The sequence below is a fragment of the Streptodolium elevatio genome (genome assembly GCF_053592165.1).
This window is the reverse complement of the sequence record NZ_JBSFVE010000003.1, coordinates 237,730-261,356: the sequence shown is the minus strand read 5'-3', so window position 1 is coordinate 261,356 and position 23,627 is coordinate 237,730. Positions and strand designations below refer to the sequence as shown.

General features: G+C 72.2%; 21 protein-coding genes and 2 pseudogenes. 18 read left to right on the top strand and 5 right to left on the bottom strand.

The genetic code is table 11. From position 1 onward, the window contains the following. Positions 1 to 21: 21 nt before the first annotated feature. Positions 22 to 1,188 carry an ABC transporter ATP-binding protein gene (locus ACWD12_RS08750; RefSeq protein ID WP_450099061.1) on the bottom strand — a complete coding sequence of 389 codons (1,167 nt, stop codon included), beginning with the start codon at positions 1,186 to 1,188 and terminating at the stop codon, positions 22 to 24. A gap of 200 nt (positions 1,189 to 1,388) precedes the next feature. On the opposite strand from ACWD12_RS08750, the gene ACWD12_RS08745 reads away from it, so the two are divergent. From ACWD12_RS08745 to ACWD12_RS08730, 4 genes are all read left to right on the top strand, one after another. Further along, a complete protein-coding gene (locus ACWD12_RS08745) occupies positions 1,389 to 2,162 on the top strand; it encodes an ABC transporter permease (protein ID WP_450099060.1) in 774 nt (257 codons plus the stop codon). Continuing rightward, positions 2,159 to 2,824 (top strand): ABC transporter permease, encoded by a 666-nt coding sequence (locus ACWD12_RS08740; protein WP_358350219.1) that lies wholly within the window; start codon positions 2,159 to 2,161, stop codon positions 2,822 to 2,824. The genes ACWD12_RS08745 and ACWD12_RS08740 overlap by 4 nt, the downstream gene beginning before the upstream one ends. Before the next feature lie 12 nt (positions 2,825 to 2,836). Further along, entirely contained in the window at positions 2,837 to 3,784 is a 948-nt protein-coding gene (locus ACWD12_RS08735) for an ABC transporter substrate-binding protein (RefSeq protein ID WP_358350217.1), read from the top strand. Between the two features lie 107 nt (positions 3,785 to 3,891). Then, a complete protein-coding gene (locus tag ACWD12_RS08730; protein ID WP_450098922.1) occupies positions 3,892 to 5,430 on the top strand; it encodes a hypothetical protein in 1,539 nt (512 codons plus the stop codon). Between the two features lie 37 nt (positions 5,431 to 5,467). Here the strand turns inward: ACWD12_RS08730 and ACWD12_RS08725 are convergent, their stop codons facing one another. Next, a complete protein-coding gene (locus ACWD12_RS08725) occupies positions 5,468 to 6,619 on the bottom strand; it encodes an NADH-quinone oxidoreductase subunit D (RefSeq protein ID WP_358350213.1) in 1,152 nt (383 codons plus the stop codon). A gap of 82 nt (positions 6,620 to 6,701) precedes the next feature. On the opposite strand from ACWD12_RS08725, the gene ACWD12_RS08720 reads away from it, so the two are divergent. From ACWD12_RS08720 to ACWD12_RS08710, 3 genes are read left to right on the top strand one after another with little or no spacing between them, the layout of a single operon-like run. Next, positions 6,702 to 7,190 (top strand): PH domain-containing protein, encoded by a 489-nt coding sequence (locus ACWD12_RS08720; protein WP_450098921.1) that lies wholly within the window; start codon positions 6,702 to 6,704, stop codon positions 7,188 to 7,190. 13 nt (positions 7,191 to 7,203) lie between these two features. Continuing rightward, entirely contained in the window at positions 7,204 to 8,682 is a 1,479-nt protein-coding gene (locus ACWD12_RS08715; RefSeq protein WP_450098920.1) for a PH domain-containing protein, read from the top strand. A 36-nt stretch (positions 8,683 to 8,718) separates the two neighbouring features. Further along, positions 8,719 to 9,957, top strand: a complete 1,239-nt coding sequence (locus ACWD12_RS08710) for a CaiB/BaiF CoA transferase family protein (RefSeq protein WP_358350204.1) — start codon at positions 8,719 to 8,721, stop codon at positions 9,955 to 9,957. A gap of 281 nt (positions 9,958 to 10,238) precedes the next feature. Here ACWD12_RS08710 and ACWD12_RS08705 read toward each other — a convergent pair whose 3' ends face one another. Together ACWD12_RS08705 and ACWD12_RS08700 are read right to left on the bottom strand one after the other, a co-directional pair. Continuing rightward, positions 10,239 to 11,141 carry a hypothetical protein gene (locus tag ACWD12_RS08705; protein WP_450098919.1) on the bottom strand — a complete coding sequence of 301 codons (903 nt, stop codon included), beginning with the start codon at positions 11,139 to 11,141 and terminating at the stop codon, positions 10,239 to 10,241. A gap of 20 nt (positions 11,142 to 11,161) precedes the next feature. Then, positions 11,162 to 12,133: an SAM-dependent methyltransferase gene (locus ACWD12_RS08700; protein ID WP_450098918.1), complete on the bottom strand. Its 972-nt coding sequence runs from the start codon at positions 12,131 to 12,133 to the stop codon at positions 11,162 to 11,164. Positions 12,134 to 12,211: 78 nt separating this feature from the next. On the opposite strand from ACWD12_RS08700, the pseudogene ACWD12_RS08695 reads away from it, so the two are divergent. From ACWD12_RS08695 to ACWD12_RS08685, 3 genes and pseudogenes are all read left to right on the top strand, one after another. After that, positions 12,212 to 12,559: pseudogene (locus ACWD12_RS08695) on the top strand (DUF7134 domain-containing protein); the annotation flags it as partial. Positions 12,560 to 12,909: 350 nt separating this feature from the next. Next, entirely contained in the window at positions 12,910 to 14,229 is a 1,320-nt protein-coding gene (locus ACWD12_RS08690; protein WP_450098917.1) for a sensor histidine kinase, read from the top strand. Next, positions 14,226 to 14,921: a response regulator gene (locus tag ACWD12_RS08685; protein ID WP_450098916.1), complete on the top strand. Its 696-nt coding sequence runs from the start codon at positions 14,226 to 14,228 to the stop codon at positions 14,919 to 14,921. The genes ACWD12_RS08690 and ACWD12_RS08685 overlap by 4 nt, the downstream gene beginning before the upstream one ends. A gap of 48 nt (positions 14,922 to 14,969) precedes the next feature. On the opposite strand, the gene ACWD12_RS08680 is transcribed toward ACWD12_RS08685, so the two are convergent. Then, on the bottom strand, positions 14,970 to 15,824 hold the full coding sequence (locus tag ACWD12_RS08680; protein WP_358350190.1) for an SDR family NAD(P)-dependent oxidoreductase: 855 nt from the start codon (positions 15,822 to 15,824) through the stop codon (positions 14,970 to 14,972). A gap of 172 nt (positions 15,825 to 15,996) precedes the next feature. Here ACWD12_RS08680 and ACWD12_RS08675 point away from each other — a divergent pair, with 172 nt between their 5' ends. From ACWD12_RS08675 to nadC, 8 genes and pseudogenes are all read left to right on the top strand, one after another. Next, positions 15,997 to 16,461 carry a 2,4'-dihydroxyacetophenone dioxygenase family protein gene (locus tag ACWD12_RS08675; protein ID WP_358350187.1) on the top strand — a complete coding sequence of 155 codons (465 nt, stop codon included), beginning with the start codon at positions 15,997 to 15,999 and terminating at the stop codon, positions 16,459 to 16,461. Positions 16,462 to 16,523: 62 nt separating this feature from the next. Then, a complete protein-coding gene (locus tag ACWD12_RS08670) occupies positions 16,524 to 17,750 on the top strand; it encodes a cytochrome P450 (RefSeq protein WP_450098915.1) in 1,227 nt (408 codons plus the stop codon). 220 nt (positions 17,751 to 17,970) lie between these two features. Beyond that, positions 17,971 to 18,504 (top strand): hypothetical protein, encoded by a 534-nt coding sequence (locus tag ACWD12_RS08665; RefSeq protein ID WP_450098914.1) that lies wholly within the window; start codon positions 17,971 to 17,973, stop codon positions 18,502 to 18,504. A 60-nt stretch (positions 18,505 to 18,564) separates the two neighbouring features. After that, positions 18,565 to 19,503 (top strand): Rossmann-like and DUF2520 domain-containing protein, encoded by a 939-nt coding sequence (locus ACWD12_RS08660; RefSeq protein ID WP_450098913.1) that lies wholly within the window; start codon positions 18,565 to 18,567, stop codon positions 19,501 to 19,503. Beyond that, positions 19,503 to 20,435: a pantoate--beta-alanine ligase gene (gene panC, locus ACWD12_RS08655; protein ID WP_358350177.1), complete on the top strand. Its 933-nt coding sequence runs from the start codon at positions 19,503 to 19,505 to the stop codon at positions 20,433 to 20,435. Before ACWD12_RS08660 ends, panC begins: the two co-directional genes overlap by 1 nt. Beyond that, positions 20,432 to 20,827, top strand: a pseudogene (panD, locus tag ACWD12_RS08650) (aspartate 1-decarboxylase); the annotation flags it as partial. The gene panC and the pseudogene panD, both read left to right, overlap by 4 nt. A 215-nt stretch (positions 20,828 to 21,042) precedes the next feature. Beyond that, positions 21,043 to 22,671: an L-aspartate oxidase gene (locus ACWD12_RS08645; protein WP_450098912.1), complete on the top strand. Its 1,629-nt coding sequence runs from the start codon at positions 21,043 to 21,045 to the stop codon at positions 22,669 to 22,671. Beyond that, the gene (nadC, locus tag ACWD12_RS08640) at positions 22,668 to 23,549 is read left to right on the top strand and encodes a carboxylating nicotinate-nucleotide diphosphorylase (protein ID WP_450098911.1); all 882 of its coding nucleotides are present in this window, start codon (positions 22,668 to 22,670) and stop codon (positions 23,547 to 23,549) included. Before ACWD12_RS08645 ends, nadC begins: the two co-directional genes overlap by 4 nt. Positions 23,550 to 23,627: the final 78 nt, after the last annotated feature.

Below are 23,627 nucleotides of genomic sequence, written 5' to 3'. Positions count from 1 at the left end.
ACCGCCGCTCCGGTCGACCGCCTAGTCGATGATGGAGTCGATCGTCTCCAGCACGACGTGCTCCGGGGGGATGCCCGCCTCTTCGGCCCCGACCGAGCGCCGCAGCGCCTCGTGCAGCCGCTGCGGGGTCAGCACGCCGAGGAAGCGCCCGCCGTCGACGACCGCGATCCAGCCCGCGTCGTACTGCAGCATCATGCCGAACGCCGCCTTCAGTGAACTGTCGGCCGGCACCCACGCCTCCATGCGCCGCGCCCGGTCGCGGACCGTGCCACTGCCGGAGATCGGCTCTCGGTCGTCTATCCACCCGTGCAGGTCGCCCTGGGTGTCCAGCACGACCGCCCAGCGCGCGTCCGCCGCGCGCAGGGTCTGGCGGGCGTGCGTGAGGCTGTCGTCGAGGCGCACGACCGGGGGCTGTTCGAGGTCGTCGGGGGTGATCGGGGTGACGGCCAGGCGCTTGAGGCCGCGGTCGGCGCCGACGAAGTCGGCGACGTAGTCGTTGGCGGGGGAGCCGAGCACCGCGAGCGGGGTGTCGTACTGCTCGATCCGGCCGCCGGGCGCGAAGACCGCCATGCGGTCGCCCATCCGGACCGCCTCGTCGATGTCGTGCGTCACCAGCAGCACGGTCTTCTTCAGCTCCGCGTGCAGGCGCAGGAACTCGGTCTGCAGCCGGTCCCGCACCACCGGGTCCACGGCGCCGAACGGCTCGTCCATGAGCAGGACGGGCGGGTCGGCGGCCAGCGCCCGGGCCACGCCGACGCGCTGCCGCTGGCCGCCGGAGAGCTGGTGGGGGTAGCGGTCCGCGTACGTGTCCGGCTCCAGGCCGACGAGTTCGAGGAGTTCGCGGCCCCTGGCCTTGGCCTTGCGGCGGTCCCAGCGCAGCAGCGACGGCACGGTGACGGTGTTGTCCAGGACCGTGCGGTGCGGCAGCAGGCCGCCGGACTGGATCACGTACCCGATGCCGCGCCGCAGCTTGACCGGGTCGCGCCGGGTGATGTCCTCGCCGTTGATCAGAATGCGGCCCGAGGTCGGCTCGATGAGCCGGTTGACCATCTTCATGGTGGTCGTCTTGCCGCAGCCGGACGGTCCGACCAGGGTCACCAGGTCGCCTTCCGCGACGTCCAGCGACAGGTCCTCGACGGCGCCGGTGCCGTCCGGATAGCGCTTGGAGACCCGGTCGAGCCGGATCATCACCGGACGTTCGCCCTCCGCGGCGCCGTCCGTCGGCGGGTTCGTCTCGTGCGAGCTGGGCATGCGGTCGCCTTCCCGGTGCGGTCCGGGTGACCAATACCCCGTGCACGCACGGCCATGCCGTGGCGCATGTGACACCGGGGAATATGTGTGTGAAGGGGCAGGGCGCGGGTAACGGTGCGGCCGTGACGGCATCGGACATGGCGGCCTCGTCGGGGGACTGCCTGGAACGGAACGCGTGGATCTGCGGCGAGTACGTCGGTGAGTACTGGCCGGACATCTCCACGGCGCTCCGCGCGCACGTGGTGCTCACCGTCGTGTCAGTGGTGCTCGGCATGCTGATCGCGTTCCCGCTCGCGCTCGTGGTGCGCCGCTGGCCCAGGACCGGGATCCCGGTGATCGGTACGACGACCGTGCTCTACACGATCCCGTCACTCGCGATGTTCGCGATCCTCCAGCCGTTCTCCGGCCTCGACCCGTCGACCGTGGTGATCGGCCTGACGCTCTACTCGCTGACCATCCTGGTCGGCAACACCCTCGCGGGACTGCGCGCGGTGCCGGCCGACGCCGTCGAGGCCGCGCGCGGCATGGGGTACGGCCCGGTCCGCCTGCTCTTCGGCGTCGAACTCCCGCTCGCGCTACCGACCATCATGGCCGGGCTGCGGGTGGCCACCGTCTCGACGGTGGCTCTGACGACGGTCGGCTCGGTCGTCGGGTCCGGCGGCCTCGGCAACCTGATCCAGGCGGGCATCGACACGCAGTTCAAGGCGCAGGTGCTCACCGCGTCGGTGCTGTGCGTGCTGCTCGCGGTCGCGTTCGACCTCCTGCTGCTGCTCGTGCAGCGGCTCCTGACGCCGTGGGAGCGCGCGGGGGCGAAGAAGCGGCGGTGGAAGCGGGGCTCGCCGTTCGTGCCCGGCCCGACGGCCGACGTCGGGATCGACGACACCCACGCACACCCCAAGGCGGTGGCGTGAACACCATCGAGTCCGCATGGGACTGGCTGACCGACGGCGCGAACTGGTCGGGCAGCGACGGCGTGTGGCAGCGCCTGCTGGAGCACGTGCTGCTCACCGTCGGCTGCCTGGCCGTCGCCGCGGCGATCGCGCTGCCGGTCGCGCTGTGGCTCGGCCACATCGGCAAGGGCGGCGCGCTCGCCGTCAACATCTCCAACATCGGGCGTGCGGTGCCGACGTTCGCGGTGCTGGCGCTCCTCGGCCTGAGCCCGCTGGGCATGGGCACGACGACGACCGTGGTCGCGCTGGTGCTGTTCGCGATTCCGCCGATCCTGACCAACGCGTACGTCGGCATGCGCGGCGTCGACCGCGAGGTGGTCGAGGCCTCCAAGGGCATGGGCATGTCCGGGACGCAGACGTTGTGGCGGGTCGAACTGCCGCTCGCGCTGCCCCTGGTGGTCACCGGGCTGCGTACGTCGGCCGTCCAGGTCGTGGCGACCGCGACCCTCGCGGCGCTCGTCGCCGGCGGCGGCCTCGGGCGCATCGTGACCGCGGGCTTCCAACTCCAGGACCAAGGGCAGGTGGTGGCCGGGGCGTTCCTGGTCGCGGTGCTCGCCCTGGTGGTGGAGGGCGTGTTCGCGCTGGCGCAGAAGGCCGTGGCACGCACGCCCCGGCAGGGCTGAGGGGAGCGGGACTTGTTGTCGACCGACCGCGTACGGCGGGGCATCCGCCGCCGTGCCGCCGCGCTCGGCGCCGTCGCGGCCCTGCTCTGCGGCGTGACCGGGTGCGGGCTGCTCGACAAGGCGGTCGGGACCGGCGGCAGCGGGATTGCGGTGGGCTCGTCGGGGTTCACCGAGAGCCGCATCCTCGCCGAGCTGTACCGGCAACTGCTGGAAGCGGGCGGTGTCGACGCGTACGTGAAGACCGTCAGCAACCGTGAACTGCTGGAGCCCGCGCTCGCGAAGGGCGAGGTCTCGGTCGCCCCCGACTACGCCGCGACGCTCGCGGAGTTCCTCAACCTGAAGGAGAACGGCCCGGACGCGGCACCCGTCGCCTCGCCGGACATCGGCGCGACGATGGAGGTGCTCAGCCGCCTCGCCGCCGAGCAGAACCTGCGCGTCGGGGTGCCGACGCTGGCCGTGGACCAGAACGCCTTCGCGGTGACCCGGGACTTCGCTGCGAAGAACAACCTCAAGACGCTGTCCGACCTGGGGGCCTCCGGGATCCCGGTGACCATCGCGGCGGGCGAGGAGTGCAAGGTGCGGCCGTTCTGCGCGCCGGGTCTGGAGAAGACGTACGGCATCAAGGTCAGCGGCGTCGACCCGCTCGGTGTGGGCACGGCGGCGTCCAAGCAGGCGGTGCAGCAGGGGCGCGACCAGATGGCGCTGGTGACCACGACCGACGCGACGCTGGACCGGTACGACCTCGTGCTGCTCGCCGACGACCGCAAGCTCCAGAACGCGGACAACATCGTGCCGGTCGCGTACGAGGGCGACGCGGCGAAGGTCCTGCCGATTCTGGACAAGCTGTCGCCGGTGCTGACGACCGAGGACCTCGCCGAGATGAACAAGAAGGTGGACCAGCAGCGCCGCCGGCCGGCCACGGTGGTCAAGGACTACCTGACGGAAAAAGGCTTGATCTGACCGCTGCGCGCCGTTCGTCGCAAAACGAGGTTTGATTTGTCGATACATCATCAGAATCCGGTGTGGCGCCATGCGTTCGTGTAGGCGTCCGCGTTAGGGTCACATCTATGCCTCGTGGACGTCACCGCCAGTCCTCCGCCCTCATGCGCATATCCGTGCTGGCCGCGGCACTTGCCCCTGCGCTGATAGCGGTCATTCTCGCGGCAACAGGCAGCGGGGCGGGGGTGCTTCGCGTCGCGGTCATATGCGCGGTGGTGTCCGCGGCGGTTGTCGTCGCGCTGCTGCGCCAGAGCCGGATCGGGTACGGCAAGGATCTGGCCGCCCGCCGCCGCGAGCGCGAGCGTCTCGACGAGCAGCTCGGCGAGGCCCGCGAGGCGCACGCCGACACCATGACCCGGCTCGCCGGCCGGGAACGGGAACTGGCCACAGTCCGCGAACGCGAGACGCGACTGCGCGAGGGCGAGACCCGGCTGCGCGAGCGGGTCGCCAAGCTGGAGGCCCGCGCCAAGGCACTCGAAGCCCGCACCGACGAGGCGGAGGGCCGGGCCAAGCGGGCGGAAGGCCGCGCTGCCGAGTCCGAGGCCCGCGCCGCCGCCGCCGAGAAGCACGCCGCCGAGCTGGACGCCCTGGTCTGGGACCTCCCGTCGCGTCCTCCGGTACGCCTGACCCGGGATCTCCTCGTACGCGGTGCGGCGTCCCTGCGGAACCTGGAGCGCGGCAGCGGCGAGCGGGCCGCGACCCCGGCTGGCACGTCGGCGCAGGCCCCGACTTCGACCCCGACCGCGACGCCTGCTCCGACCCCGGTGCCTGCCTCGACGCCGACCCCGGCCCCGATTCCGGCGCAGGCCGCGGCTCCCACCGAACCGGCCGAGCGGACCGAACCGAGCGAACCGGTCGCACCTGCCGCACCGGACGTCGCCGAGCCCGTCGAAGCCGCGCCGGCTCCGCCCGAGATCCCCAACGTCCGGCACCGCCCCATCACCGTCGAGGGTCTGGTGCCCGCGTACGCCGCCGCGATGTACGGGCTCCGGTCCGCCGAACCGGCCGCTCCGGCGGATCCGATCGCTCCGCGTCCCGAACTCCCCGCCGCCCGGCTCCCGATCCGGCGTCCGCCCGCCGAGGTCGCCGTACCGCAGTCGGCCGTACCGGAAGCGCCCGTGCTCGACCTCGGCGTCGGATCCCTCGAACCGGCCGTGGCCGCGCTGCCCGCCGACGACGCCGTCGCCCGCGTGCTGCGCGACGTCGCGGACACGGTGCGCGCCACGAACCAGCGCATGTCCCGTCCCGAGAACACGAGTTCGTTCGACTTCTTCGGACGTCAGCTGACCGGGGCCGAGGCCGGCGGACCCGACACGACCACATCCGCCGGGACGGCCGCCGCGCCGACGGACGCCAGCGCTTCCACGCCCGCCCAGTCCGGCGCTGCCGCCAAGTCCCCGGAATCCGCCCAAAGTTCGGCGCCGGCGGCCGCCACGCGACCCGCCACGCGCGCCCCGCGCGACGCCGGGCCCCGGGTCGTCGAGGCGGGGCCGCGAGCGCTGGTGACGCACGAGCCGCGCACCGGCCGCCCCATCCCGGTCGACCTGACCGCGCACGACGACACCGAGCAGCTCCCCAGGATCGTCGACGAGCGCCGCCGCGCCTGACCCGCCTGACCCACGGTCCGCCGCGGCGGTGCGCCGCTCACTTGTCGATGTCGCCGACCACGAAGAACATCGAGCCCAGCACCGCCACCATGTCCGCGACCAGGCAGCCCGGCAGCATCTCCGAAAGCACCTGCACGTTGTTGTAGGACGCCGAGCGCAGCTTCATGCGCCACGGCGTCTTCTCGCCGCGCGACACGAGGTAGTAGCCGTTGAGCCCGAGCGGGTTCTCCGTCCACGCGTACGTGTGCCCCTCCGGTGCCTTGAGTACCTTCGGCAGCCGCAGATTGATGGGCCCGGCCGGCAGCGCCTCAAGACGGTCGAGGCACGCGTCCGCGAGGTCGAGGGAGTTGTCCGCCTGGTCCAGCAGGCACGAGAACCGCGCGAGGCAGTCGCCTTCCGTGCGGGTCACCACCTTGAGGACGTCGGCGAGTTCGGCGTACGCCAGGTACGGCTCGTCGCGCCGCAGGTCGAAGTCCACCCCCGAGGCCCGCGCGATCGGCCCGCTCACGCCGTACGCCCGCACCATCTCCGGGGACAGCACCCCCACGCCTTCGGTCCGCGCCCGGAAGATCTCGTTGCCGTGCACGAGGTCCCGCAACACCGGTACGCGCGAACGCACTTCGGCCACCGCGTGGCGGGCGCGCCCGAGCCATCCCGCGGGCAGATCCTCCTTCAGCCCGCCGACCCGGTTGAACATGAAGTGCATGCGCCCGCCGGAGATCTCCTCCATCACCGTCTGGATCTCCTCGCGGTCCCGGAACGCGTGGAAGATTGGTGTGATGGCGCCGAGTTCGAGCGGGTAGGAGCCGAGGAACATCATGTGGTTCAGCACGCGGTTCAGCTCCGCGAGCAGCGTGCGCGCCCAGACCGCGCGTTCCGGCACCTCCATGCCGAGCATGCGCTCGACGGCGAGCACGACGCCCAGCTCGTTCGAGAAGGCCGAGAGCCAGTCGTGGCGGTTCGCGAGGACCAGGATCTGCCGGTAGTCGCGTACCTCGAACAGCTTCTCCGCGCCGCGGTGCATGTAGCCGACGATCGGTTCGGCGCTGAGGATCATCTCGCCGTCGAGGACCAGGCGCAGCCGCAGGACCCCGTGCGTCGAGGGGTGCTGCGGACCGATGTTGAGCACCATGTCGGTGGTGTCGAGCTGGTCCGCGCCGATCCCGACGCCCAGGGTGGCTTCTGTCATGCGGCAGATTTTGCCAGGCTTCCGGGCGCCTGCCCGGATTGTGTGCCCACTGTTCGGAACGGGGCCGCATACGCTGAAAGGCATGGATCACGCCCTGGCACCTCCCGAGCAGCCGTGGCATCCCGTCTCCGAGCAGTTGTTCCGTGTGCGGCGGTTCCTCCTGGTGGGCGCCATGGTGCCGATCGCGGTTGCCGGCGCTGTGCTCGCGGCGCTGTTCGTGGCGGCCTGGCTGGGCGCGCTGATCGTCGCCGCGGTGCTGGTGGGGCTGGTGTGGGGGGTGATCGCGCTGCGCCGCAACCAGCGCTCGTGGCGGTACGCGGAACGCGCCGACGACCTGCTGATCGCGCACGGCGTGCAGTTCCGCCGGCTGACCGTGGTGCCTTACGGCCGCATGCAGTTCGTCGACGTCACGGCCGGGCCGGTCGAGCGGCGCTTCGGCATCGCCACCATCAAGCTGCACACCGCGTCGGCCGGCACGGACGCGGTCATCCGGGGCCTGCCGCCGGAGGAGGCGGCCCGCCTGCGGGACCGCCTCGCCGAACGCGGCGAGGCCCGCTCGGCAGGGTTGTGAGGCGGGACGCGCCATGACCATAGACCACCCCGAGCGCGGTACGGCGCGGCCGGGCCCGCCGTCGCCCGCCGTCCCGTCGGACCGTCGGGACCGTCCGGACAGCGCGGACAGCACCCACGACGCTCACGGCACTCACGACACCCAGAGCCCCCACGGCGCCCACGGCTCCGACAGCGCGCAACCGCGCCGCCTGCACCCCCTGACCCCGGTGGCGAAGGGGTGGAAGGCGATGGCGGTGGTCATCGCGATCTTCGGCCAGCACGCCGCCCGCACCCAGGAGACCCGGCTCGGCGTGATGGTGGCCGGTTCGGTGTTCCTCGGGGCGCTGCTGTGGGGGCTGCTCAGCTGGGCGTTCACCGTCTACCGCATCGAGGACGACGACCTGCGGATTGATTCCGGCGTGTTGTTCCGGCGGACCAGGCACGTGCATCTGGGGCGCCTTCAGGCGGTCGACGTCGTACGCCCGTTCATCGCCCGCCTGCTGGGCCTCGCGGAGCTGAAGCTCCAGGTCGCGGGCGGCGATTCGGCCGAAGGGTCGCTGGCGTACGTCCGCGAGTCGGACGCTTCCCTGCTCCGCGCCGAACTGCTCGCCCGCGCGGCCGGAGTGCGCCCGGACGCGGGGGAGGCGCCGGAGCACCCGCTCGTGGTCGTGCCGATGCCGGTGCTGATCGGGTCCGTGCTGCTGTCGTTCGCCGCGTGGGCCTTCCTGGTCCCGACGGTCGGCCTGGTGGTCGCGGGCGTCGTGATGGGCAACGAGGCGCTGCTGCTCGGCTTCATCCCGTTGTTCATCGCGGCCTGGCAGTTCACCGCGGGGCGCGTGCTGCGCTATTTCGACTTCACGCTGTCCGAGTCGCCGGACGGCCTGCGGCTGGCCCACGGTCTGATCGAGCACCGCCACCAGACCGTGCCGCCGGGCCGCGTACAGGCCGTCCGGATCGTGCAGCCGCTGCTGTGGCGCTGGAAGGGCTGGGTGCGGGTCGAGGTCAACGTCGCCGGCTACGGGGCGCAGGAGGACGGCACCGACCACCACGAGTCGACGCTGCTGCCGGTCGCCCCGCGCGAGGTGGCGCTCGGCGTGCTCGGACGCATCCTGCCCGGGGTCGACGTCGGGTCGGTGCCGCTGACCCCGGTGCCGAAGCGGGCCCGCTGGCACAGCCCGGTACGTCGCCGCCGGATGTTCTGCGGCGCCGACGACCGGGTGTTCGTGGTGCGGCGCGGGGTCTTCCAGCGGGAGACGGATGTCATCCCGCACGCGAAGGTGCAGAGCGTACGCCGCACCCAGGGGCCGATCGAGCGCCTGCTCGGTCTGGCGACCGTGCACTTGGACTCGACGCCGGGTCCGGTACGTGTCACCGCCCAGCTCCGGGACGCCGACGAGGCGTCGCAACTGGTGGACGAACAGGCTGAAAGGTCTCGTATCGGACGTCGAGGAGAGGGGCCTCACAGGTGGTCGGCGCACTCTGGGGGTTCCCCTGAAAGGATCGATCGCTAATATCTGACGCATCGTCATATTCCCCTGGAGGTCACGATGAGTCAGGTGCCAGCGCCGCTGGCCGGTGTCCGCATCATCGAATGTTCGATGCTCGGCCCCGCCGCGATCACCTCGGCCCTGGTCGACCTCGGTGCCGAGGTCATCAAGATCGAGCCGCCGAACGGCGACTACATCCGCGACATGACGTGGCCGATCGTCGAGGGCGTCTCGCTGATGCACCTCCACATCAACCGGGGCAAGAAGTCGCTGGTCCTGGACCTGCGCAAGCCCGAGGCCGTGGCCACGTTCAAGGAACTGGTCAAGGACGCGGACGCGGTCATCGAGGCCATGCGGCCGGGTGGTCTGGCCAAGCGCGGTATCGGGTTCGACGACCTGAAGGAGATCAACCCGAAGATCGTCTTCTGCACCATCTCCGGCTACGGCGCGACCGGTCCCTACCGCGACATGCCGTCGCACGGTGTGGCGTACGACACGTGGGCGGGCGTCGTGAAGCCGGCGTTCACCGACGAGGGCCACCCGTACACGCCGGAGCACGCGTCGATCGGCATCCACGCGGGCCCGCTGTTCGGTGCGCTGGGTGTGCTGGCCGCGATCATCCGCGCCCGCGCCACCGGCGTCGGCGGGCAGATAGACATCGCGCAGTCCGACGCGGCGGCGGCGATGGACTGGCTGCGCAGCGAGACGTACAAGGCGTACGAGCGTCCCGAGTCCGAGGTCACCGGCAACAAGACGGACAACTACGTCCGCCGCGCGCCGGGCACCGCGGGCATGACCGAGGGCGTGCGCTACCAGATGTACAAGTCCTCGGACGGCTACATCCTGTTCATGGCGTCCGAGCAGTCGCTGTGGAAGAACTTCTGCGAGGCCGTGGGCCGCCCCGACCTGTTCGAGAAGTGGCCGGGCTCGACGTACGCGGACCACGCGGTGGGCAACCTCGAACTCCGCGAGGAGCTCACCAAGATCTTCGAGACGCGCACCTCGCTCGAATGGCTGGCCTTCGGCAACGAGGCGAACACCCCCATCGCCCCGGTCAACGACCCGAAGACCATCGCGGACGACCCGCAGTTCCAGCACCGCTTCACGTGGTTCCCGAAGGAGGAGCTGGGCTCCGACCAGCTCTCCAGCCCGATCCACTTCGTCGGCGAGGAACTGCCGCGGCCGTTCAAGGCGCCGACCATCGGCCAGCACAGCGGCGAGGTCCTGAAGGACCTGCTCGGCTACGACGACGCGAAGATCGCCGAACTGCGCGAGGCGGGCGTCCTCGGCAAGAGCTGAACCCGAGAGCAGGCCCGCGGTCAGAGGGAACAGGCCGCGGGCCGCAAGCGGACCGACGTGGGCGGGGCAAGGCAACTTGCCCCGCCCACACGCTTGCCGGCGCCGACCGGAGCCACCCCCGGATATGGCCAAGCGGTCTCGGGGAACTCAAGTGCGCTTCCGGGTTGTCCAGTGCGTGCTACCGCAAGGCGCGGGACCGAAGCTCGTACTCGCAAGGTCCCGCAACGCCGCGAGAGTGCGTGCTGGGCCGCGCGGAAGTGTGCCCCAGTTCCCGCGGTCGCTTAGCTCTTGTCGAGGCGCTGCTCCAAGGCCGCCCCGGCGTCCACGCCTATGCCCATGTCCATTTCGGACACCACCTCGACGCTGTTGACCTCCTCGGGGGCGACATCGCGCGAGGAGTCGAAGGCCATGGAGGTCATCCCCGCCGCCGCGATCTTGGCCGCCGAATCCATGCCCGCGCCCGGCGACATGGCCGGCTCGAAATCCATGCCCGCGGAAGCCGAGTTGACTTCCGGGGCGGCTGAGCTGAACTCCGCCTCGGGCTGCCAGTCGTCCCGGGACCGTGTCTCGGCCACCGCCGACGGGGGTTCTGCCGTCGCGTGCTCGATCAGTTCCGGTTCGGGTTCGGGTGTCGGTGCCGCCGCTGGCGGTTCCGCGGCCGGGGCGGCCGCCGGGGTGGGGGCGGGCGTCGGGGCCGGAGCCGGGGCGGGGGCCGGGGGAGGCGTCGGTGCGGCACCCGGCCGAGTGCCGGTCGGTCGGGCGCCCGGTGCGGCGTTGCCTTGGATCTCGGCCCGCATGTGCGCGGTTTCCCGCTGGATCTCCGCACGAAGTTGCGCGGTTTCCCGCTGGATCTCGGCCTTGAGGCCGGCAGCGTGGGCGGCGACCGACTCGCCGCCGCGGTGCTCCCGGTAGTCCGGGACCTGGTAGTGCGGGACCTGGTAGTCGGGGACGTTGTAGTCCCGTCCTTGGATTCGCGATGCCTGGGCGCCCGCCAGGCGTTCGTAGTCGGCCTGCTGCGCTTTCATGCGGGCGGCCAGCATAGACATGAGGTATTCGAGGTCGGCCGAATTCGTGAGGCCTGGCCCCGCGGGCGCCGCCGTCGGTCCGGAGGCGTTCGCCGCCTGTCGGCCCCTGCCGGTGACCTTGGTGAAGGCCGCGCGGGCGAAGTCGCCGAATCTCGACATTCGCCACCGCCTTCACGAAGTCACTCGAGGATGGGAGGGACCCCCGAATTCACACCCTGCACTACCCACCGAAAACTGCCTAGGCCGTCGAGCGCGGTGATTTCGCCCGCTTCGCCCGCATCGCGCAACGCCGCCAGATAGCCGCGCGGATCGGCGCGCGCCTGCTCGTACGGTGGACGCTTCCCGCTCACGCCGAGCGCATGCAGCGCGGCCCGCTGGCTCGACAGCCTGGTCCCGGTCGCCCCCGCGGCCTCGCCCGCCGCCGCGATCGCGTCGACGGCGACGTGCGAGGTGACGTCGCAGGTGCCGTCCGGAATCGGAGGCACCGCGCGCCCCTGCCGGTAACCCGCGAGCGTGCCGAACGGCGGCCGCGACGCGCGCTCGTGCCCGTAGTCGATCGCCACCGCGAGCCCGGACGACAACGCCCCGACGGCCGCCGCCCACGCCTCGTCGCGCGGTACGCCCACCTCCGCCCGCAGGCCGGGCTCCGCCCCCTTGAGCGGCCACCACCGGTCGAGCCACGCGGCATCCGTACCGCCGGCCTCCGCTCCGAGGCGTTCGCGCCCGGTGCCCGACTCGACCTCGACGATGCGCGGCACGCCGTGCCCGTCCACTTCGACGACGTCCACGGGCACGTTGTCCAGCCACTCGTTGGCCACCAGCAGTGCGGACACGTCGCCCGGCACCTCCGGCGACCAGCCGATCGACGGCGGCAGCGCCTCCGGCCGCCCGGCCACGTCGACACCGTGCAGCGTCAGCGCCGGATCGATGCGGCGCAAGGCGATCAACAGCTCGCCGCGGCCCGCGCCGACGTCCACGACCGTGGTCAGGCCGGCCTCGCGGGCCAGCCGGGCCAGCGCGCCGGCGAACAGCGGCGAGGCGTGGACCGAGGTGCGGAAATGCCCCGCGGGACCCTCGGGACGCAGATAGAAGCCCCCGGTCCCGTACAGGGCCCGGTGCGTGGCGTCCCGCCAGGTGGACCAGGTGTTCATCGCCGACGACGCTACCGCCCCGGGGCATCCGGCGTAGCTGGACCGGGCGGCCCGAGATCAAACTCTTAGGGTTGATATGTGCAATACGTCTATGCCTGGCTTCGGGCGCGTCCCCTGTACGTCGACATCGCGTGGGCGCTGCTCCTGCTGGACCTGAGCCTGCTGGAGATCCTGACCGACACGCTGGCCGGCGACTCCGGCACCATGTACTTCGCGCTGGCCCTGCTGTGCGGTGCGGTCGCGCTGCGCCGGCGCTTCCCGGTCGGCGCACTGGCCGCCACCGTCGTGGCGGGGCTCGCGCAGCTGATCGGCGACGTGCCGCCCGCGACCATGGACTTCGCGATGCCGGTCATCGTCTACCCGTCCGCGGCGTACGCGCCGCGCTGGGCCGCCCGCACCGCACTGGCCGCCTGCGTCGCCGCGCCGCTCGCCGCCGCGGCCCGCTGGTGGGACCTGCCGAACACCACCTTGATGCACACGGTGTTCCTGCGGCGGGTACCGCGTCACCGCCGTGCTCCCGCTGAACGTCCCGGCGGACGGCCCGGTCGCCCCGGTCTGACCGCCCACGACCCCGTCCTCGTCCCTGTCCCCGACCGCGACCCCGACCACGCCCCCGAGTCCGCCCCTGACTTCGCGGTCCGTCACCTCGTCGCCGCGGACGAGACGCCGGGTCGTCGCCGTCCACCCGGACCGCCCAGCCCTGATACCTACGTCGTACAGGCCATTCCCCATGCAGGCGGACGCCGCGCCGCACCCGGGTGCCTAGTGTCGAACGTATGCAGACTCTGTATGAGTGGTTGCGAAGGCACCCGTTCGCCGTGGACGCGTCGGGTGCCTTCGTGCTGCTCATGCTCGGGTCCATCGCGGTGCTGGGCGAGAACGCCCGCGAGGAGGCGATGGCCAACGGGTTCATCACCTTCATCCTGTGCGCGTCGATGGCCGTCCGCCGCAAGCACCTGACCGTCGCCGCCTTCGGCGCGATCGCCGGCGGGCTGATGCAGATCGCGGCCGGCATGCTCCCGCTCGTCGCGGACGCCGCGATCATCGTCGTGCTGCACTACGCCGCGAAGTCCGGGCCGCGGTGGATGTCGCGGCTCGGCCTTGTGCTCTCCTTCGTCGGCCCGGCGCTGCTGGCACTGCGCATCGAGCCTGAGGAGCCGGGCGGCTACCGCGAGCGGTTCTTCTTCTTCGCGTTCGTGTCGTTCATGCTCGTGATCGCGTGGGTGCTGGGCGACTCGATGCGCACGCGCCGCGCGTACTACGCCGAGCTGGAGGACCGCGCGGCCCGCCTGGAGCGCGAGCGCGACGCCCACGCGGAAGTGGCCGCCGCCGCCGAACGGGCCCGCATTGCGCGGGAACTGCACGACGTGGTGGCGCACAATGTGTCGGTGATGGTCGTGCAGGCGGACGGTGCCGCGTATGCCATCGACTCCGCCCCGGACCGCGCCCGCGACGCCCTCGGCACCATCTCGACCACGGGCCGCGAGGCACTCGCCGAGATGCGCCGCCTGCTCGGCGTGCTGCGCTCCGACGCCGACCGGGGGCCGTACGCGCCGCAGCCCGGCGTCGAGCAGCTCGGCGACCTCGTCGACCGGGTGCGCGACGCGGGGCTGCCCGTCGACCTGCGCATCGTCGGCGTGCCGGTGGAACTGCCGAAGGGTGTGGCGCTCGCGTCGTACCGCATCGTGCAGGAGGCGCTGACCAACACCCGCAAACACGCCGGGCCGACGGCCAACGCATCGGTGCTGCTCGGCTACGGCGAAGATGTCCTGGAGATGACGATCACCGACGACGGCCGCGGCGCGGACGCGCCCGGCGACGGTATGGGCCACGGCCTCGTCGGCATGCGCGAACGCGTCGCGATGCTGGGCGGCCGGATCGAGACCGGCCCCGCACCCGAGGGCGGCTGGCGGGTGCGGGCCGTGCTGCCGTACGTCGCCGACGCCGGGCCGACCACGGTGCCGTCCGCGAGCGGCCGTGCCCCGGCCGGCCGGCCCACCCGAGACCACGCCGCCGCCTTCGCGGCGCGGACCACACCCGCTGTACCCCCTGTACCGCCCGCCCCCACCGCACCCACCGCACAAGGAGCCGCATGACCATCCGGGTGATGCTGGTCGACGACCAGGAACTGCTGCGTACCGGATTCACGATGGTGCTCCAGGCGCAGCCCGACATGGAGGTGGTCGCCGAGGCCGGGAACGGGGCCGAGGCGATCGACAAGCTCCGGTCGACCGCGGTGGACATCGTGCTGATGGACGTGCGCATGCCGCGCATGGACGGTGTCGAGGCATGCCGCCGCATCTGCGACGACGGCCCCGACGCCATCAAGGTCCCGTCGGGCCGCGAGCGCCCCAAGGTGCTGATGCTGACGACGTTCGACCTCGACGAGTACGCCTTCGCCGCGATCAAGGCGGGGGCCAGCGGCTTCCTGCTCAAGGACGTCCCGCCCACCGAACTGCTGTCCGGCATCCGCGCGGTGGCGTCCGGCGACGCGGTGGTCGCGCCCAGCACCACGCGGCGCCTGCTCGACCGCTTCGCACCGATACTGCCGAGCGAGACGGACGCCAAGCCGGAGGCCGTCGAGCTGCTGACCGAGCGCGAGCACGAGGTTCTGCTGCTGGTCGCGCAGGGTTTGTCGAACGCGGAGATCGCCGAGCGGCTGTTCCTGTCCGAGGCGACGGTCAAGACGCACGTCGGGCGCATCCTGATGAAACTGGGGCTGCGCGACCGCGTGCAGGCGGTGGTCCTCGCGTACGAGACGGGCCTCGTCCGCGCCCGCGGCGCCTGACGGCCCGCCGGTCCGGCCGGTCCGCGCGGCGCCGGGCGCGTCCTCGGATCAGTCGGTGTAGAAGCCGCCGTCCGGGTGCAGCATCTCGCCGGTGAAGTACGACGACTGCTGGCTGGCCAGGAACAGCGCCGCGTCCGCGACCTCGCGGGCGGTGCCCATGCGTCCGAGCGGGACGTTGGCCAGGAGGCGTTCCTCCAGGTCCGGGAGTCCGCGTACCACCGCCGTCATGTTGGTCTCGATGAAGCCGGGGCCGATCGCGTTCACCCGGATCCCGGCCGGGCCCAGCACGCGGGCGGCGTACTTGGTGAGCATCCAGACCCCGGCCTTGGACACCGAGTACGCGGGCGCGCCGGCCTCCGGGTGCTTGGCCGCGATCGACGCGATGGTGATGATCGAACCGCGCTTCTTGAGGTCGAGCATGACGCGTGACGCCGCCTGCACGGCCAGCAGCGTGCCGGTCAGGTTGACGTCCAGGACCTTCTGCCACTCCGCGAGCCGCAGTTCGGTGAAGCGGCGCATCGGGTCGGGCTGCTCGCGGGCGTGCTTGGCGGCCTTGCGGGCGACGATCTCCGGTTTGTCGCTGCGGTAGTCCGCGGTCGAGATCCCGGCGGCGGTCACCAGGATGTCGATGCCGCCGAAGACGTCGACGGCGTGCTGCATGACGGTCTCGTTGTCGGTCGGGCTGCTCGCGTCCGCGTGCATGTACGCGGCGCGGCGGCCCTTCTTCTCGACCGCGGCGATGGTGTCTATCCCCTGCTCGTCGAGGATGTCCGCGACGACGACGTCCGCGCCCTCCTCGGCGAAGCGCTCGCAGCACGCCCGGCCGATGCCGTTGGCACCGCCCGTGACCACCGCGACCTTGCCGTCCAACAGGCCGCGCGTGCCGCCCTGACCCTGCCCCATGTGCCGTACCCCTCCCGATACGCGCGCCCGATGCCCCCGGCGGCGTCCGCCGCGCGCGTACCGACCCATCCTCCCCCTCCGGATCAGTACTCCAAACCGGACCTCGAAACCGATGGCCCCCTGAGGCATGCTGTTACACCGTTACAGAAATGACGCAGCATCAGGAGGCACCATGACCACCCTTGCCGACGGCCCCGACCTGTCGATCCACATCGGAGCGGACGACCTGCCCTTCGTCGAGATCGGCGGCGGCAACAAGCTGAAGGTCCTCTGCGTCAAGCCGCAGGAAGGCCTGTGGATCGTCGAGAACGTCTTCCAGGCGGGCTTCCAGGCCCCGATTCACCGGCACACCGGCCCGGTCTACGCCTACACGACCGCCGGGGCGTGGAAGTACGCCGAGTACGACTACGTCAACCGCGCCGGGTCCTTCCTCTACGAGCCCGCGGGCTCGGTGCACACCCTCACCTGCCTCGAGGCGGACACCCGGGTGTGGTTCCAGATGTACGGCGCCAACCTCAACCTGGCCGCCGACGGGACCACGATCGAGTCGGTCACGGACGGCCCGGGAACGCTCCGCGCCTACTACGCGCTGTGCGAGGCTCAGGGCTTCGGCCGTCCGAACGTCCTCGTCGCGTAACCGCCGACACCCGACAGCCGCCGACGCTGCCTCCCAGCCGCCACCAAAGGGGTCCCCCTGCGATGACCACGACCGTCCCGGACATCTACACGCCCGACCTGTACATCGCCGGCCCGCCGCACGAGCTGTTCACCGAACTCCGCCGTACCCAGCCGGTGTTCTGGCAGGACATGCCCGGCGAGCCGGGCTACTGGGCGGTGCTCAAGCACACCGACGTCGAGTACGTCTCCCAGCACTCCGAGCTGTTCTCGGCCGAGCGCGGCGGCATCGTCCTGGAGGACCTGGACGAGGCGCGCCTGGCGGCGCTGCGCGGCAGCCTGCTGGCCATGGACCCGCCGCGCCACCGGCAGTACCGCAAGCCGCTGGTGAAGTCCTTCACCGCGAAGGTCGTCGGCGGTATGGAGGCCCGTATCCGGGAGATCTGCCGCGAGATATTCGCCCGGCTCGACGGCGACGTCGAGTTCGTGCACGACGTCACCTCCAGCCTCCCGACGCAGGTCATCGGCGAGCTGATGGGCCTGCCGCAGGAGGACTGGGACTACATCCACCGGCTGGCCGAGCGGAACACCACGGGCCAGGACCCCGAGGTCGGCGGCACCGAGGAGGACGGCTACGGCCCGGGCGCGGCGTCGATCGAGATGGCGAAGTACGCCATCGGCTTCGCCATGAAGCGTCGGTCGGAGTTGGACAGCGCCGAGGAGCCGCCCGAGGACCTGACGACGCTGATCCTGGAGTCGGAGTTCGCCGGGAAGCGGATGTCGGACCTCGACTTCGGCATGTTCTTCGTGCAGCTGGTGACGGCCGGCAACGACACCACCAAGACCATGCTGGCGGCCGGCCTGCACGCGCTGCTCACCCATCCGGACCAGTTCACGGCCCTGCGCGAGGACCCGTCGCTGGTGCCCGGCGCGGTCGAGGAGATCCTGCGCTGGGCGAACCCGCTGCACTACTTCCGCCGCACCGCGACCCAGGACGTCGAACTGCGCGGCGTGCGGATCAAGGCGGGCGACAAGGTCGCCATGTACTACACGTCGGCGAACCGCGACGAGGAGGTGTTCGAGGACGCGCAGAGCTTCGACATCTTCCGCCGCCCGAACCCGCATCTGTCGTTCGGCTTCGCCGAGCACTTCTGCCTGGGCGTGCACATCGCCCGTTTGGAGGGCCGGGTGTTCTTCGAGGAGTTGCTCGCCACGTTCCCGCGCATCGAACTGACCGGCGAACCCCGCCGCGTCCGCTCGAACCTCAACAACGCCCTGGCGGAACTGCCGGTACGCCTGCACCGCGCCTGAGCCGCCCGGCGGACCGCTGCGCCCTCCCGTCCGCGGGAGCGCGCAACCCCGCTCGCCCGGCCGACTTCCCCGGTGTACCGGTTGCCGAGCCGACCTCCACGCCGAACCCCCGGACCGCCCCGTGCGGTCCGGGGGTTTCGTTTTCTCCTGCTGGGAACTGTGAAATGAGCCGATATGCGCGATATCAGGCGGTATGTTCCCCTGGGGGTCGGAGGTTCACATGCGCAAGCTCATGGCTCGCGTGGCCCTCAGGTCCGCGCTCGCGATATCCGCGGTGGGCATCGTCACCGCCACGGGGGTGTTCGGTGGGGACTCGAACAGGAGTACCCCCGACGGCCCGCGTCATTCCGCACAAGTGCGCGCCGCGGCGTACGGCACCGCCGACACCGCATCCGACAGTGCTCCCGGCACCTCTTCCGGTGCGGCCCCCGCCGCCGACGGCCTGCGTGCCGAACCCGCCGGCCGCGGCGCCTCCACCTACACGCTGCGCACCGAGAACGGCCCCCGCGCGGCCCTCGCCGCCCGCATAGTCACCGCGACGCTGCTGCTCACGGGCCTGGTCCTCACCGGCCTCGGCGCCGTCGGAATGCGCGGCCCCAGCCTGCTGCGCCGCCCGGCGGCCGGCGCGGAGCCCGCCGCGGGCGACGTACTCCCGTACGCCGCGGGGCCGGGGCACCCCGCTGTGCCGGTGTATGCGCCCCTCCACGTCCCCCGGCCAGGAGGCCACCCGCGATTCGGCCCGCCCCCCACCTGAGTACGCTGATCAGGCCAGTACTCGTCCGGTACCCACCGCGGACTGGAACGGAAGGCCATCGTGAACGACAACGACCCCCTCGCCGTACCTCAACGGCGACCCCGCCCCACGGACCCCGCGGACCGACCCGCCCGCCTGGCGGTCGGTGTCGTCGGCGCGGGACGCGTCGGCGCACCCCTTGCCGCCGCCCTCGCCCTCGCGGGCCACCACGTCGTCGCCGCCTCCGGCGTCTCGGACGCGTCCCGCCGACGCGTCGAGGACCTGCTGCCGGGCGTACCGCTCACCACACCGCAGGACGTGATCGCGCGCGCCGACCTCGTCCTGCTCACCGTCCCCGACGACGCACTCCAGGACCTGGTGTCCGGACTGGCGTCCACCGGTGCGCTCAAGCCCGGCCAACTGCTCGTGCACACGTCCGGGCGCTTCGGCGTCTCCATCCTCGAAGAGGCGGCGCGCGCCGGGGCGTTGCCCCTTGCGCTGCACCCGGTCATGACCTTCACCGGTACGTCCGTGGACGTGCAGCGGTTGGTCGGCTGCTCGTTCGGGGTGACCGCCCCCGAGGTGCTGCGGCCGGTCGCCGAGGCGCTGGTCGTCGAGATGGGCGGCGAGCCCGAGTGGATCGACGAATCCGCCCGCCCGCTCTACCACGTCGCCCTCGCCAACGGCGCGAACCACCTGGTCACCCTCGTCGCCCAGTCGCGCGACCTGCTCGCGGCGGCGGGCGTACGCGCCCCTGACCGCATGCTCGGCCCGCTGCTCGGCGCGGCGCTCGACAACGCGCTGCGGTCCGGCGACCTCGCGCTGACCGGCCCGGTCGCGCGCGGCGACGCCGGGACGGTCGCGGCGCACGTCGCCGAACTGCGCCGCGTCGCCCCCGAGGCGCTTGCCGCGTACATCGCGATGGCCCGCCTCACCGCCGACCGCGCGCTGACCGCCGGGCTGCTCAAGCCGGAGGCCGCCGAGGCGCTGTTGGACGTGCTGGCGGAAGGGGGCGCGTGATGGGGTTCCTGAGCAGGCGGGGCCGCGACATCCCGGTCGCGCGGAGCCTCGCGGAGTTCCAGGAGTTCCGCGAGAACCTGGTCATGCCGCCGCGTCCGTGGGCGGTCGTCATGACGATGGGCGCGCTCCACGACGGGCACGCCGCGCTCGTGCGGGCGGCCCGCGAACGGGTGGGGAAGCACGGACAGGTCGTCGTGACCGTCTTCGTCAACCCGCTCCAGTTCGGCGCGAACGAAGACCTCGACCGCTACCCGCGCACGCTCGACGCCGACGTCGACGTGTGCCGTGACGCGGGCGCGAGCATCGTGTTCGCGCCGACGGTCCAGGACGTCTACCCGGGCGGCGATCCGCAGGTGCGCGTCACCGCCGGGCCCATGGGCACGGTCCTCGAAGGGGCGTCCCGGCCCGGCCACTTCGACGGCATGCTGACCGTGGTCGCCAAGCTGCTGCACCTCACGGCGCCGATGGTGGGCCATCCCCACATCGCCGCGTTCTTCGGCGAGAAGGACGCGCAGCAACTCGCCCTGATCCGCCGCATGGTCGCCGACCTCAACTTCGACCACGAGATCGTCGGCGTCCCGACCGTCCGCGAGCCCGACGGCCTCGCGCTGTCCAGCCGCAACCGCTACCTCTCGGACGCCGATCGCGTCACCGCCCTCGCGCTCAGCCGCGCCCTGCGGGCCGGGGAGGCGGAGGCGACGGCAAGTCGCGGCCCCCAGGCGGTCCATGACGCCGCGTCAGCCGTCCTCGGGAAGGCCGCGACCGCGTCCCCGCCCCTCGAACTCGACTACCTCGCGCTCGTGGACCCCGCCACGTTCACCGAGGTGCCCGAGCACCACTCCGGCCCGGCCGTCCTCGCCGTCGCCGCACGGGTCGGCACGACCCGCCTGATCGACAATGTCCCCCTGGTCATCGCAGGAGCACGGTCATGATGCGCACGATGTTCAAGTCCAAGATCCACCGGGCCACCGTGACCCAGGCGGACCTGCACTACGTCGGTTCGGTCACCATCGACGAAGACCTGCTCGACGCCGCCGACCTGCTGCCCGGCGAACTGGTCCACATCGTCGACATCGACAACGGCGCCCGGTTGGAGACGTACACGATCGCGGGCCCGCGCGGCACCGGGATCATCGGCATCAACGGGGCGGCGGCGCGGCTCGTGCACACCGGCGACCTGGTGATCATCATCGCGTACGCGCAGGTCACCGACGAGGAAGCGCGCGACATGAAGCCGCGCGTGGTCTTCGTCGACGGCGCGAACCGGATCACCGGGACGGGCCACGACCCGGCCGAAGTCCCGTCCGGGAGCGAGTTGGTGCGGGGCGACGTACCGGCGCAGCGCGACGGCGGGGCTGACGCCGAGGCCGCGGTGACTGCGAAGGCCGCGAAGGTGGCCGACAAGGCTGCCGAGAAGGCTGCCAAGAAGGCTGCCGAGAAGGCCGCGAAGAAAGCCGCGAAGGCTGCTGTGTCCTCCGGGGGTTCGTCCCCGGGCGGGAAGTCGTCTACGACCGCTGGGGTCTCAGAAGCGGCGACCCGGTGACCACCTACCCGACCCGCCTCGCCGCGCAGGCCCCCGGCTGGACCACGTACGCCGACGTCATCGTCGTCGGCTCCGGTGTCGCGGGCCTGACCGCCGCGCTGCGCGCCCGCGCCGTGGGCAGCGTGCTCGTGGTGACCAAGGCGGTCCTCGACGAGGGTTCGACCCGCTGGGCGCAGGGCGGCATCGCGGCCGCGCTCGGCGACGGCGACACCCCCGAGCAGCACATGCAGGACACCCTCGTCGCGGGGGTCGGGCTGTGCGACGAGGAGGCCGTGCGGGCCCTGGTGACCGAGGGGCCCGACGCGGTACGCCGACTCATGTCGGTCGGCGCGGAGTTCGACCGCGACGCCGAGGGCCGGATCCTGCTGACACGTGAAGGCGGGCACCTGCGCAACCGGATCGCGCACGCGGGCGGCGACGCCACCGGTGCGGAGATATCGCGCGCGCTGGTGCACGCGGTGCAGGACGCGGGCATCGAGGTCATCGAACACGCCCTCGTGCTCGACCTGTTGCTGGACGACGAGGGCCGCGCGTGCGGTGTCACACTGCACGTCATGGGCGAGGGGGCGCGGGACGGCGTGGGCGCCGTGCACGGGCGCGCGGTCGTCCTGGCCGCCGGCGGCATGGGCCAGATCTTCTCGTCCACCACCAATCCCCACGTCTCCACCGGCGACGGCGTCGCGCTCGCGATGCGGGCCGGCGCCGAGGTGACCGACCTGGAGTTCGTGCAGTTCCATCCGACGGTGCTGTGGGTCGGCTCGGGGGCGGAAGGGCAGAAGCCACTCGTCTCCGAGGCGGTGCGCGGCGAGGGCGCGCACCTCGTCGACGCCGACGGCACACGGTTCATGACGGGTCGTCACCCGCTCGGCGAGCTGGCCCCGCGTGACATCGTCGCGAAGGGCATCATGCGCCGGATGGCCGAGACGGGCACCGAGCACATGTACCTGGACGCACGGCACTTCGGCGAGCGCATGTGGGCCGAGCGCTTCCCGACGATCCTGGCGGCCTGCCGGGCGCACGGGATCGAACCGGCGCACCAGCCCATCCCGGTCGCGCCGGCGGCGCACTACGCGAGCGGCGGCGTGCGTACCGACCTGGACGGGCGTACGTCCGTGCCCGGCCTGTACGCCTGCGGCGAGGTCGCCTGCACCGGCGTGCACGGCGCGAACCGCCTGGCCTCCAACTCCCTCCTGGAGGGCCTGGTCTTCGCCGAGCGGATCGCCGCGGACCTGGCCCGCGACCTGCCGCCGCGCCGCGAGCCCGCCGAACCGGTGGGCGAGGCGGCGCTGTTGGACCCGGGCGTACGCCTGCCGCTGCAGCGCGCGATGACCGCGGGCGCCGGGGTGCTGCGCAGCCGCGACAGCCTGCGGGAGACGAAGCGCGTGCTGGACGAACTCGCCGCCCGCACCGGGTCCGACCCGTGCACGGAGGCGTGGGAGGCGACCAATCTGCACACGGTCGCGAGCGCGCTGGCCGCGGCGGCGTACGACCGCGAGGAGACGCGCGGCTGCCACTGGCGCGAGGACTTCCCGGACGCCGACGACAAGGACTGGCTGGGGCACGTCGTGGCCACGATGACCGGCGGCCGCCTCGACCTGACGTACGAGCCGAAGGAGAAGCCGTGACCCTCACCCCGGACCTCACGTCCCGCCTGGCCAAGGCCGGTCTGGACCCGGCCGCGGTCGAGGCGCTGGTGCGCGCGACCGTCGCCGAGGACCTGGACGGCGGCGTCGACGTCACCTCGGTCGCGACCGTGTCGGCGGACGCGCGCGGGCATGCCGACTTCACCGCGCGTACCGTCGGCGTCGTCGCCGGGATCCCGGTCGCCGAGGCCGTCGTCGAGGCCGTCTGCGGCCCGGACGTCACCATCGAGCGCTTTGCCGCCGACGGCGACCGCGTCGCCCGCGGCCAGGTGCTCTTCACCGCCACCGGCGCGACCCGCGACCTGCTGACCGCCGAACGCTCCGCGCTCAACCTGCTGTGCCGCCTCTCCGGCATCGCGACCCTGACGCGCGAGTGGGTCGACACCGTCGCGGGCACCGGCGCGGCGATCCGCGACACCCGCAAGACCACCCCCGGCCTTCGGGCGCTGGAGAAGTACGCGGTGCGCTGCGGCGGGGGCGTGAACCACCGCATGTCGCTGTCCGACGCCGCGATGGTCAAGGACAACCACGTGGTGGCGGCGGGCGGCGTGGCGGAGGCCTTCCGGGCCGTACGCGAGGCCTTCCCGGATGTCCCCGTCGAGGTCGAGGTCGACCACCTGGACCAGATCCCGCCGGTGCTCGACGCCGGGGCGGACCTGATCCTGCTGGACAACATGACGCCGCACCAGCTGCGCGAGGCGGTGGCCCTGGTCGCCGGCCGCGCGCGCCTGGAATCCAGCGGCGGCCTGACCCTGGACACCGCCCGCGAGGTGGCCGCGACCGGCGTCGACTACCTCGCGGTCGGCGCGCTCACCCACTCCGCGCCGATCCTCGACATCGGCGTGGACCTCCGCGACTGACTTGCCCGCTCCTCCGCGAGGTACTCTGCACAGTTCCGCCCCCCGGGTCCCGGCAGTCCCCACCGGTCCCGTCCGACC

Coding starts and splice junctions, on each gene's coding strand:
- ACWD12_RS08685 (WP_450098916.1), top strand. CDS start 14,226: ATGACCATCCGGGTGATGCTGGTCGACGACCAGGAACTGCTGCGTACC.
- ACWD12_RS08700 (WP_450098918.1), bottom strand. CDS start 12,133: ATGAACACCTGGTCCACCTGGCGGGACGCCACGCACCGGGCCCTGTAC.
- ACWD12_RS08690 (WP_450098917.1), top strand. CDS start 12,910: ATGCAGACTCTGTATGAGTGGTTGCGAAGGCACCCGTTCGCCGTGGAC.
- ACWD12_RS08750 (WP_450099061.1), bottom strand. CDS start 1,188: ATGATCCGGCTCGACCGGGTCTCCAAGCGCTATCCGGACGGCACCGGC.
- panC (WP_358350177.1), top strand. CDS start 19,503: ATGGGGTTCCTGAGCAGGCGGGGCCGCGACATCCCGGTCGCGCGGAGC.
- ACWD12_RS08705 (WP_450098919.1), bottom strand. CDS start 11,141: ATGTCGAGATTCGGCGACTTCGCCCGCGCGGCCTTCACCAAGGTCACC.
- ACWD12_RS08680 (WP_358350190.1), bottom strand. CDS start 15,824: ATGGGGCAGGGTCAGGGCGGCACGCGCGGCCTGTTGGACGGCAAGGTC.
- ACWD12_RS08670 (WP_450098915.1), top strand. CDS start 16,524: ATGACCACGACCGTCCCGGACATCTACACGCCCGACCTGTACATCGCC.
- ACWD12_RS08745 (WP_450099060.1), top strand. CDS start 1,389: ATGGCGGCCTCGTCGGGGGACTGCCTGGAACGGAACGCGTGGATCTGC.
- ACWD12_RS08710 (WP_358350204.1), top strand. CDS start 8,719: ATGAGTCAGGTGCCAGCGCCGCTGGCCGGTGTCCGCATCATCGAATGT.
- ACWD12_RS08730 (WP_450098922.1), top strand. CDS start 3,892: ATGCCTCGTGGACGTCACCGCCAGTCCTCCGCCCTCATGCGCATATCC.
- ACWD12_RS08720 (WP_450098921.1), top strand. CDS start 6,702: ATGGATCACGCCCTGGCACCTCCCGAGCAGCCGTGGCATCCCGTCTCC.
- ACWD12_RS08675 (WP_358350187.1), top strand. CDS start 15,997: ATGACCACCCTTGCCGACGGCCCCGACCTGTCGATCCACATCGGAGCG.
- ACWD12_RS08725 (WP_358350213.1), bottom strand. CDS start 6,619: ATGACAGAAGCCACCCTGGGCGTCGGGATCGGCGCGGACCAGCTCGAC.
- ACWD12_RS08665 (WP_450098914.1), top strand. CDS start 17,971: ATGCGCAAGCTCATGGCTCGCGTGGCCCTCAGGTCCGCGCTCGCGATA.
- ACWD12_RS08715 (WP_450098920.1), top strand. CDS start 7,204: ATGACCATAGACCACCCCGAGCGCGGTACGGCGCGGCCGGGCCCGCCG.